At 34.4% G+C, this 11,595-nt stretch carries 9 protein-coding genes and 1 pseudogene; 2 read left to right on the top strand and 8 right to left on the bottom strand.

From position 1 onward, the window contains the following. Positions 1-26: 26 nt before the first annotated feature. The 5 genes from H603_RS0104115 to H603_RS0104095 form a co-directional block, all read right to left on the bottom strand. On the bottom strand, positions 27-1,205 hold the full coding sequence (locus H603_RS0104115; RefSeq protein ID WP_026707392.1) for an AI-2E family transporter: 1,179 nt from the start codon (positions 1,203-1,205) through the stop codon (positions 27-29). Between the two features lie 194 nt (positions 1,206-1,399). Beyond that, positions 1,400-1,915 carry a mechanosensitive ion channel domain-containing protein gene (locus H603_RS0104110; protein ID WP_026707391.1) on the bottom strand — a complete coding sequence of 172 codons (516 nt, stop codon included), beginning with the start codon at positions 1,913-1,915 and terminating at the stop codon, positions 1,400-1,402. A 1-nt stretch (position 1,916) separates the two neighbouring features. After that, on the bottom strand, positions 1,917-2,501 hold the full coding sequence (locus H603_RS0104105; RefSeq protein WP_026707390.1) for a Maf-like protein: 585 nt from the start codon (positions 2,499-2,501) through the stop codon (positions 1,917-1,919). 78 nt (positions 2,502-2,579) lie between these two features. Continuing rightward, positions 2,580-3,107 carry a KdsC family phosphatase gene (locus H603_RS0104100; RefSeq protein ID WP_026707389.1) on the bottom strand — a complete coding sequence of 176 codons (528 nt, stop codon included), beginning with the start codon at positions 3,105-3,107 and terminating at the stop codon, positions 2,580-2,582. Further along, a complete protein-coding gene (locus tag H603_RS0104095; RefSeq protein WP_026707388.1) occupies positions 3,091-3,864 on the bottom strand; it encodes a Rossmann-like and DUF2520 domain-containing protein in 774 nt (257 codons plus the stop codon). Before H603_RS0104095 ends, H603_RS0104100 begins: the two co-directional genes overlap by 17 nt. Before the next feature lie 507 nt (positions 3,865-4,371). On the opposite strand from H603_RS0104095, the gene ccsA reads away from it, so the two are divergent. Beyond that, complete coding sequence (gene ccsA, locus H603_RS0104090) at positions 4,372-7,563, top strand: cytochrome c biogenesis protein CcsA (RefSeq protein ID WP_026707387.1); 3,192 nt, start codon at positions 4,372-4,374, stop codon at positions 7,561-7,563. A 62-nt stretch (positions 7,564-7,625) separates the two neighbouring features. Here the strand turns inward: ccsA and H603_RS0104085 are convergent, their stop codons facing one another. The 3 genes from H603_RS0104085 to H603_RS0104075 form a co-directional block, all read right to left on the bottom strand. Then, complete coding sequence (locus H603_RS0104085; RefSeq protein ID WP_026707386.1) at positions 7,626-8,576, bottom strand: tRNA dihydrouridine synthase; 951 nt, start codon at positions 8,574-8,576, stop codon at positions 7,626-7,628. A gap of 207 nt (positions 8,577-8,783) precedes the next feature. Then, positions 8,784-9,575, bottom strand: a complete 792-nt coding sequence (locus H603_RS0104080; protein WP_035675395.1) for an anti-sigma factor — start codon at positions 9,573-9,575, stop codon at positions 8,784-8,786. Continuing rightward, positions 9,575-10,105: an RNA polymerase sigma factor gene (locus H603_RS0104075; RefSeq protein WP_026707384.1), complete on the bottom strand. Its 531-nt coding sequence runs from the start codon at positions 10,103-10,105 to the stop codon at positions 9,575-9,577. Before H603_RS0104075 ends, H603_RS0104080 begins: the two co-directional genes overlap by 1 nt. 232 nt (positions 10,106-10,337) lie before the next feature. Here H603_RS0104075 and H603_RS17645 point away from each other — a divergent pair. Further along, positions 10,338-11,567: pseudogene (locus H603_RS17645) on the top strand (DUF4331 family protein). The last annotated feature ends 28 nt before the right edge of the window (positions 11,568-11,595 follow it).

The following is an 11,595-nucleotide window of genomic DNA, read 5'->3' as shown; positions in this document are numbered from 1 at the left end:
GTAATATAGTAGAAAAGCTATTTTATTTATTCTAGTGGTGTGATGGGTGGTTGCTCATCGTTATTATTTTCGACTGTATCATTATCATAGAAAATAATCGAAGGTTTTGTTCTTAGGTTGGGATTGGCATAACGCCATACAAAGGTCTTGGGCATATTATCACCCATCAAGTAACCCCAAGGTTCTAGAGATTCGATTCTGTCAAAAATGATTTTCAAAATTGCAAGTAATGGTATCGCCAGAAACATACCCGATATACCAGCAATTCCACCACCAATTATAATTCCTATGATGGAGACAAAAGCGTTGATTTCTACTTTTGTATTAATAATCATAGGAACTAAAATATTGTTGTCTATGATTTGAACAATAATATTTATAATCAATACGCCCAGTAGAATCGAAATATCTGGTGTTGCGGTTAAAGAAGATAAGACTGTAATTACACCAGCAATTAAGATACCGATGTACGGAATCAAATTTAAAATACCAGTCACAATACCTAAAAATATAAAGTATTTCACGCCAATGATGTAAAGTCCTACGGCTGTCAATACAGATACTACGATTGTCTCGATAATCAAACCTACGATGTAATTGTTTATCGCAACTTTTACTTGAGATAATATCTCTTTTAATTTCGGGTGATGTCTTTTATTAATCAACTTTGCAAAAAACAATATAAAATGCGTTTTATAAAGTAATATAAGGAAAGTGTAAATAGGTATTAAAGTCAAATCTGCCAGGACATCTGTTAATGAAATTAGCGTACTTCCTAGAGCTTTTCCACCACTTTTCATAGAGTCTTGCTTTACATCTTGTAGGTATTGTTGCTGCTCCCAAATACTAAGATTAAAAGTGTTTCTTATATAACGTTGTACATCAGTTATGAATAAATCTATGTTCTTTTTAATACGGTCGTAATCATTTGCGATATCACTTATCTCGTACGATATGAATGTAAGTAAAGCAACAATCAATAGCACAAATAAAAGCACTGTAATAGCCACAGACAAAACATGCGGAAAACGTAGTTTTTTTGAAAAAAAATCAGAAACGGGAAGCAACAATACCGAAAACATAAAAGCCATCAATACAGGTATTAAAACATCTTTACCTATACAAATAATATAACTAATACTAAGAACGCTGATTAATGTAAAAGCCAGCTTAATGTAAAACGGATATTTGATTGTGTTGCTCATGATTTGTGGGGATCTAATGCTATTAAAAGGGGGTTATTTAATTTAATGCATTAAAGTACAAAAATCAATTTTTACAAACGATTTTAACTTATAGTTATCGTTTATTATCTTACATAATTATCATATTGTTCTATTAATAATTACTATGCTTTTTGCGTATTGCAAAAACTTTTGAGACTACAATAGTAACTATTTTAAAAGTGCGTTTTGCAAATCAAAATTCCTTTTTGAAATAATAAGTTGTTGGGATAAATAATGATTTCGCCCTCCTTAGTCTTCAAGGAAACGTGAAACGCTCGAATGTCTTCTATTTCACCAACGATAGGATAATCTTTATCAAGGATTTGAATTACATCACCAATTTTAAACGGAAAAGAGAAAAATAATATCACTCCAGAGGTGATGTTGCTTAAAATAGACCATTGTGCAAACATTGCCACACCTACAATCGTTGCTACAGAAGAAACGGTTATAAAAATATCTTTGGCTTGGACTCCCCATATGATGATGATACCAATCGCAGCAAGAATTCCCAGTAGAATATGAATGTATTTCACTACTAGATTGGTGCGGTGTTCCATGCGGTGCGTAAGCTTTGCAAAACTTCGCACAATGCGTGAGAAGATCACTCTTAAAATAATTAAAAGGATAATTAGCAATAGCGAACTAATGAGTTCTTTACTATAATTTTGAAAGAAACTATTGTACATATTACGGCAGTTGGTTTAAGTATTCATAGACTTTATCTACTGGCATTCCCATTACATTAGCATACGAACCTTCGATTTTTGAAACTGCTATCGCACCAATCCACTCTTGAATTCCGTAGGCACCTGCTTTATCATAAGGCTTGTAAATTGTAATGTAATAGTGTATGGCTTCATCACTAATTTCGTTAAAAGTAACCTTTGTAATTTCGTGAAAAACAGTGGTAGTATCCATAGTTTTAAAACAAACAGAGGTGATTACTTCATGAGTTGCATTCGACAAAGATTTTAAAGTTGTAAAAGCATCTTGCTCATCTTTAGGTTTCCCTAAAGCGATATCGTTATGCCAAACAATGGTGTCACTCGTGATCAATAAATCGTTTTCTTTTAACTCTCCATCAAAAGCGTAGGACTTCAACTCTGCTAAGAAGTCAGTGATTTCAAAACCTTTTAATTCAGGAGGATAGATTTCTTCAACTTCCTTTAATCGAATTTCGAAATCAAGATCTAAATCCTTAAAAAATTGTTGCCTTCTTGGCGAACCTGAAGCCAATATCAAATTGTAATTTTTTAGTTTTTCTCTTAGCATTGTTTTTTATTGTATAGATTTAAAAATCTTGTTTACTATTTAAGTTGTCCTGGTTTTTTTCGAAAAAACAACTCTTGATTAGTCATGTGCACCATCAAAATGAGTCATCCATTTTCCGTGTACTTTCATCACTTGCTCGATTACATCGCGAGCTGCTGCTTTACCACCATTTTTGTGTGAGATATATTTTGAAATCGTTTTAATTTCAGGACAGGCATCTTGCGGGCATGTTGGTAAACCTACTAATTTCATTACATGATAATCAGGAATATCATCTCCCATGTATAAAACTTGCTCGGGTTTAATATTGTATAATTCAATATATTCTTTAAAAGTTTCTACTTTATCAGGAGTTCCTAAGTGAATATCAGTAATTCCTAGATTTCGCAATCTCACGCGAACACCTTCATTGCTTCCTCCTGAAATAACACACACATTATATCCGTTTTCTACAGCTGCTTTCATAGCGTAGCCGTCTCTAATATTCATAGTGCGAAGTATTTCGCCCTCGGTAGTTACCACCACTGAGCTATCTGTTAATACGCCGTCTACATCAAATACAAAAGTAGTGATGTCATTCATTAATTCTTTATAACTTTTTGCCATTATGTTGTATAGATTCTGTTAGTAGTTTGTAAATTTTAAGTTGGTTATCGTCCTTTATAAAAGCTTCGTGCGCATTAATAGTGATTTGGTCATTGCGATTTGCAGGACCAGTTTGTGCTTGTTCTGGATCAAGTGTCACGATCTTTTTTGCAGTTTCTTGAATAAGCGGTTTCAGAATCGAAAACGGAACCTGGTTTTCTTTGCAAATGTCATTTGCGATTTGGTATAAATGATTGCTAAAGTTGTTAGCAAAAACCGCCGCTACATGCAGTGCTTTTCGCTGTTGCGAATTGATTGCTGTAGCATGATCTGAAATCAATTTCCCCACCTTACTTAGCATCTGGAAATCGATGCTGTTTTCTGCTTCAAGACAAAGCGGAATTGTTCTAAAATCTACTGCTGCTCCTTTTGTGAAACTTTGTAAAGGATAGAAAACCGCTTTTCTATTGTTGTTGTTTAATATGGTTAGTGGTACGCTTCCTGAAGTGTGCGCCACCAAACGGTTTTTAAATAACAACTCACTAGACACCGATTCGATGGCGTCATCAGAGACTGCAATGATATATAAATCAGCTTCTAATAATTCGCTGAATTGATTGGTGACTTTTTGAATGGGAATCAAAGCTGCTAAGCTTTCCCTTTTGCGTGCAAATACTTGGATTAACGAGATTCCGCTCTCGTTTTTTTCAGCATTTTGGAACGCAGTAATTAAATGCTGTGCCACATTGCCTGATCCTATAACTATTACTTTAACCATGGGGCAAAAATAACAAAAAAATGTGAAGCCAATCTAGCAAATGCTGCGATGTTCGCAGGTTGTAGCTTCTATTAGCAATCAAAATATTTAAAATGAGTAGGGTATTGATTTTAAAAAATGGAAATAAATGGGTATTAATTATTTTAATCGAATGAACTGCAGTTAAATAGATTTTAGTAAGGGTATAAATAATCCTATGAATTAATTTTTAAAAAGCGAGTAAAAAAAGTGACTAAAATGCAAAATACTTCTTGTTTTGTGGGGTTTGCGTGAGGGGTAGAAGCAAGCTACCGAAGTAGCGCGGATGACCCGACAGCTTTTTTAAAAAAGGGCTAATCGAGACAATTTTAATTAGCCCTTTTTTAAGAAAGGAGTCACGCCCAAAATTTCTTTATTTTTATTGGGTTTAAACGCTGATTTTTGGATTTAATTAACAAATGTCTCTCAAAAAAAGTCAACATTTTTGAGTACTTTTGTCGGACTTTTTAAAATCGTAATTCCTTAAAAATGAATAAAAAATTATTCTCTTTCTTGTTTTCAACCCGATTAATGGCCTTACTTTTTATCGTATTTGCAGTAGCAATGGGTGTAGGAACTTTTATCGAAAGCAAGTACAACACAGACACGGCGCGAATTTTAATTTACAATGCTTGGTGGTTTGAGGTGATCATGGTATTTTTCTTGATCAATTTCTTTGGAAACATCAAACGTTATCAGCTGTTAAAAAAAGAAAAATGGGCAACATTGCTTTTACATTTATCTTTCATTTTTATATTATTGGGAGCTTTTGTGACCCGTTATATTAGTTATGAGGGAATGATGCCAATACGTGAAGGTGCGGCAGAGAATCAATTTTATTCAGATAAGACTTTTTTGACCGTTTTTGTTGACGGAGAATATAAAGGAGAAATGAAGCGTAGGGTCTTTGAGAAGCCTTTACTGCTATCACCTGTAACCAATAATGATTTCACTATAAGCGAAAAATTTGCAGATACTCCCTTTGAAGTATCTTATGAAAATTTTGTTATGGGAGCAAAAGAGTATGTGAAACCAGACCCAAAAGGGGTTCAATATATAAAATTAGTAGAAGCTGGTGACGGTGGACGTGAGGAACATTACATCAAGGAAGGTGAAGTGCAAAATATTCACAACGTACTGTTTGCATTAAACAATCCTACTGAAGGCGCAATTAATATAAATACTACTGGAAAAGAGTACACCATTCAAACTCCCTTTGAAGGTGATTTTATGCGTATGGCTGATAAATTAAAAGGGAAAGTTGTTAAGGATGTGGTACAGCCTTTAATGATGCGATCGCTATACAGCATAGGAGAAAAACGCTTTGTTTTTCCTGACCCTGCTGTAAAAGGAGTGATTGCATACGAATCTAATAATGATTTTAAAGCAAAAACTCATGATGACGCATTAGTTCTTAAAGTGCGTGCAAATGGTGAGGAAAAAGAAGTTACTATTGTAGGTTCGAAAGGAAAAATAGGAGAGGCTAAAACAGTGAGAATAGGTAATATTGATTACAGTTTATTCTTTGGAAGTAAAGCGTATGTATTGCCGTTTAAAGTAAAATTAAATGATTTTATTGCTCAAAAATATCCAGGAACAGAGAAAAGTTATTCTTCTTTTGAAAGTAAGGTAACGGTTCAAGATCCTGACGAAACCTATGATGCTAGAATATTTATGAATAATGTATTAGATCACAAAGGGTACCGTTTTTTCCAATCTTCATTTGATCCAGATGAAAAAGGAACAGTACTATCTGTAAATCATGATTTCTGGGGAACAGCAATTACTTACGCAGGATACTTTATGTTGTTTTTTGCTATGATGGCAATCATGTTCACGAAGGATTCTCGCTTTACCGACTTAAAAAGAAAATTAGAAGTGGTTAAAACTAAAAAATCTAAACTGATCACTATTCTTGTCCTGATGATGAGTTTAAGTGGTTTTTCACAAGCACACAACCATAATCACGATGAGAACGGCGATCACGCTGATCATATAGAAAATGGTACACATACGAGAGTAGCACCTACAGAGAAGCAACTAGATTCTTTATTAAATAAATTTCAGGTTAAAAAAGAACATGCGGCCAAGTTTGGTCGTCTAGTAATTCAGGATGCTGGTGGTAGAATGAAGCCAATCAACACCTTCTCATCTGAATTGTTGCGTAAAGTGAGTCATTCTAATTCGTACAAAGGGATGAATCCAGATCAGGTTTTTCTATCTATGTCGCAATATGCGCAGTTTTGGATTGAGATTCCGTTAGTTTATTTGAGAGAAGGAAATGATAGTATTCGTAAAATTATTGGAGTAGATTCAAAATTAGTCAATGCTCCATTTATTGCTTTCTTTGATGAAAAAGGAAATTATAAATTATCTCCCTATTTGGACGCGGCTTACAAGGCAGCAAATCCTAACCAATTTGAAAAGGATTTTATCGAAACAGATAAAAAAGTAAACTTAATGGAGTCTGCGTTGAGCGGAAGAATCTTAAAAATATTCCCTATCCCGAATGATCCAAATAATAAATGGGTTTCGGCATTAGAATTGGGTGAAGCAGGTTTAAAAGGTATGGATTCAACGTATACTAAAAGTGTGTTGCCTTTGTACTTTGGGTCATTAAATCAAGCCTCGCAGACCGGTGATTATAAAAATGCCGATGATCTAGTCGAAAGCTTGAATGGATTCCAAAAGAAATTTGGAGCCAAGGTAAGACCAAGTGAAGACAAGATTGATTTAGAAATCTTGTATAATAAATATGATATTCTTCCTAAGTTGTTCTTTTGTTATGCCCTTGGAGGAATTTTCATGTTGATCTTTACTTTGTTGAGCATTTTCTTTGATAAAAAATACCTACGTGTAACTGTAAATGGCTTTCATATTCTTATAGGTGTGTTCTTTGGTTTACACACATTAGCATTAATTGCTCGTTGGTTTATATCTGGTCATGCACCATGGAGTAATGCTTATGAAGCTATTATATATGTTGCTTGGGCAACAATGTTCTTTGGATTAGCATTTGATAGAAAATCTAAATTAACAGTAGCTTCTGCGGCTTTTGTTACATCTATGATTTTCATGGCGGCTTATGCAAACTGGCTAGATCCAGAAATCGCAAATTTACAACCTGTTCTTAATTCTTACTGGTTGATGATTCACGTAGCAGTTATTGTGGCTAGTTACGGTCCTTTTGCGCTGGGTATGATTTTAGGTTTTGTTTCGCTTTTATTGATCTTTTTTACGAATGAAAAAAACAAGGCCAAAATGGATTTGAACATTCAAGAAATTACTTATATCAACGAAATGGCTTTAACGATAGGTTTAATCATGCTTACCATAGGTAACTTTCTAGGAGGACAATGGGCAAATGAGAGCTGGGGACGTTACTGGGGATGGGATCCAAAAGAAACTTGGGCCTTGATTAGTATTATGGTGTATGCTTTTGTTATACATGCTCGTTTTGTTCCTGCATTAAGAGGGAAATGGGTTTTTAATTTAATGAGTATGTTTGCTTTTATTTCGATTTTGTTTACCTATTACGGAGTAAACTTTCACTTAGTGGGGTTACACTCTTATGCTAGTGGAGAAGCACATTCCCTAAGTTGGATTTGGTACTCATTAGGATCAATTACCTTAATTGGAGCATTAGCCTATCCTAAGTATCGAAAATATTACAAAAAATAAAACTGTTACAAACAGGGTATAAAAAAAGTGTCAACTATTAAGTTGACACTTTTTTTATGCTTTTAAAATCTTTCGGCCTTCAGTATTTCTGCAACCGCAGTCTCGTAATTTCTAATGCTATTTGCCTTTTTAATCTTCTTGTGGACTTTGTGAGGATTTTCGAAAATGACTGAAAAATATTCCCACAAGTGATGCATTTTTAAAAGGATGTGCGTTGCTCCAGATAGTGATTCGCTATACCCTTGATATAAAGTGTCATGGAATTCACTAATCAAATCAATCTTGTTTTTTGGGTATTCTAAAGTATCCTGCTTTATCATGCTAGGTAAGAAAGGATCAGAGATTAAACCGCGCCCTATCATCCAGTGATCAATACTAGGAAAATGAGTTTGCATTTCTTTGAATTTGGTTACAGTAGTAATATCACCATTGTAATATAGTTTTACATTGCTTTGATCTATGCAGGTTTGGAATGCGTCTAAATGCACGCCACCTTTGTATAATTGTTTTCCTAATCGAGCATGTACTGCAACATTTTTCACAGCATATTTTTCTAAAATGGGCAGTACGTCTAGAATTTCTTCGGTGGTATCATATCCCAAACGCATTTTCATTGATACTGTAACATCTGATTCGTTTTTGACTCTATGTAAGATTTCCTCGATTTTTGCCGTATTGCTTATAAGTCCAGATCCCATACCACATTTGGTAACCATAGGATAGGGACAACCAAGATTCCAGTTTAGTTCTTTGTATCCCAGTTCTTGAACATATTTAGAAACAAATAAAAACTCATCAGCGTCGTTAGTGATAATTTGCGGAATCACCTCTAATTCAGAGTTGTTTTCCGGCAGTAAATCACGTTGATACGAATTCTTGATAATCATTTTTCCGTTTAAACGAATGTATGGTGCATAGAATGTATCAATTCCACCAAAAATTTTGTTTTGTGCATTTCTAAATCGGAAATCTGTAAATCCTTGTAAAGGAGAGGAAAGTAGGGTATAGCTCATCTAATATTTAAAAATGCAAATATAAGATACTTTATAGTGCAAAGAATTCATTTAACACTATTGTTGCAAATGCGTATTTCTATAAAATAAAAGATCGGTGGTAATTTAAAGAAAAACATAAAAAAACCAGACTATCGTGAGACAGTCTGGTACTTATGCTAATATTCGTGTCGTGACGTGAATGCCTTTTTTTCGAATAAAAAAATATTATACTTTTCCTAAAGTATATAGTTGTTCCATTGTAGGAGTCAAACTTCCGCCTTTAGGTTCTAATGTGATTCCGAATGCTTCGGCATCTCCAGTTTTTTCTACTGCAAATATATGTTGGTTATTAGCAACAAAATTGTCTAGTAGACCAATGCTGGTAGGAGTAAGTGGGCTCAATTTTAAAGCCCATACTTGGTACACCATGCCTTCTGGTGGCTCAGGTAAATTTGCAGCATCAATGTAGACAACCTCTGTTTGTTTGTTCCAGTATACCTTTGCAGATGACTGTGGCGCTGCTGCTTGTCCAGCAAGTTCCACGACAGTGTTGTTGACATCCCTAACAACTGCTAGGTTAGTTTCTGTGGTAGCATTTTGCAATTGCAAAGCTTTATTTTCTTGCTCTAATTTAGTCTTTTGAACCTCTGTAAGGGCTACTTGATTGTTGGTTACATTTAATTCATTGTATTGGTAACCAATACCAACTAGTAACAATATTGCGGCTGCCCAACCTAAGTATTGTGCGACATTACTTCTAGGTTGCAGTTCGATAACATCTGCATGTTTCAATTCTAATTTGGCCTTAATCTTCTCGTAGTTTGCTACTGAGTGAAAAGGTGAAAAGCTAGATGACAAAGCAATAATTGCCTTTTCGATAGCAATTATTTCTTCGTTAATTGCTGGAGTTACTTTGGCTTTATTTGCAATCTCTTCATTTTCTTTCTCAGTTAATAAGCCATAAACATACATTTCTAAGATACCGGAGTCGATGTATTCTCTGTTTTCGTTTTCCATTATACTTTTAGATAGTTTCTTAAATCATTTATACAATTTCTATTATGTGTTTTCACGGTTCCAAGGGGGATTTCCAGCTCTTCTGACGCTTCTTGCTGTGTGTATCCTTTAAAGAACAATAAATCAATAATTTGTATACACTTAGGTTTTAGTTTTTTTACAAATTCCTGTATCCCAATCGTGTCTACTTTATTCGTCAGTTTGTTACTGTCGTCAAGTAGATATACGAAATTATCTGAGGATAGGTTTTTTTGACTGTTGTTAAAGCCCTTAGAGCGCAATTTATCTATTGATGTGTTGCGTGCTATATTTAAAATCCAAGTATAAAATCGGCCTTTGCTTTCATTATAGCTGTCGATGTTTTTCCATATTTTAATAAAGACATCTTGTAAAACATCTTCTGCCTCTTCTCGATTCTTTACAAGAACGTTGATCACCGAAAACAAACTTTTAGAATACATATCATACAAGTGTGTAAACGCTCTTTCGTCCTTCTTATATATAAGGACTAATAATTCTTCCTGGCTCATAATTTTGTCGTTTTGTTGTTACAAACTTAACTACAAATCATTTAAGTATCACAATTGTACGTAAAAAAACAGCAGACGAAAAAAGTTAAGATTTCATTTTGTTTTTAAACAACTAGTAATCAACGTATTGCGTTTATATTGTCGAAATTTTATGATTTTATTTACTATTTCTAAAACCACAACAAACTATTTGCCGTAACTACTTGTATATAACCTTTTAAACTATTTCAAAATGAAAAAAACAAAAATGATTATTGGCTTATCGTTAGTCGCTATTTCGGGATTAGTTCTTGTTGCAGCTGACCATATTGATGCGCCATCAGTAACAGGAAATGCGGCAGACATTACAGATGTTTATGCATTTCAAGGACAGGACACTAATAACATGGTATTTGCAGTCAACACGCAAGGGCTACTTAGTCCAGGAGGAACAGCTGCTGCAGAGTTTAGTGAAAATATGCTTATCGAAGTAAATATTGATAATACAGGAGACAATGTAGAAGATTTAGTAATTCAAGCCATTAGAAAAGGGGATAAGATGTATTTCTTTGGTCCGTATGCTCCAGCTGCTAAAGGTTTATCAAGTACTATTGATGTGAGTAAAGCATCAGGAAGTGTTGCTATTTCTAAGTATGGTGCTGCTGCAAATGTATCGACTGAAAACGGAATGAAATTTTTTGCAGGTCCTAGAGACGATCCTTTTTTCTTTGATTTAGGTCAGTTCCAAAAAATATTAGGAGGAACAGCTACTGGATTCAATAATCCTGGGACTGATACTTTTGCTGGTACAAATGTGCTTGCAGTAGTTGTTGAAGTGCCTAAAAGTAGTTTAGGGAATGCTGCAACTATAAACGTATGGTCAGAGACTAAGAAAAAACAATAATTAATCTTCTTAAATAGCAAAACTATGAAAACAATAAAGATACAAAATATAGCAGCAGTTTTACTAGTTGCAATAGCAACAGTAAGTTGTAATGATGATGATAACAATAATGTAGATCCAATTACTAGCGTAGATTTCTCAGGGACTTTTGTGCAACAAGATCAAATGGCACGCCCGGCGATAAACACTGTGTTTATAGCATCTGGCCAACCAAAAGATGATTTCAATGGTACGATACCTTCTCAAATGGGAGCTACCTACCAATCTATTTTTAAATCACGTTTGTTAGCGCTTAATCCTGCGTATACTACAAACGCTTTGACATTAACAGCAGATCAATTTACAGGAGTACTTGCGACTGATATCTTAGGAGTTGCTACAACAGGTAAAACAACGTTCTTCGATGGTACAAATGTACTTACAGGAAGAGCACTTGCAGATGATGTAATTGACACAGAATTACTACTGATTTTTGGTGGACCTCAAGGAGCAGACAATCCACAGTTAACATCAGATCACGTTGATGCTAATGATAAAGCATTTACAGTTGCTTTTCCTTATATGGGAGCAGCTTGGTAAAATAAGTACAAGTTAACAGAGTGCTTAT

Source organism: Flavobacterium frigidarium DSM 17623 (assembly GCF_000425505.1).
Lineage (GTDB): Bacteria > Bacteroidota > Bacteroidia > Flavobacteriales > Flavobacteriaceae > Flavobacterium > Flavobacterium frigidarium.
This window is presented reverse-complemented; position numbering and strand designations above follow the sequence as displayed.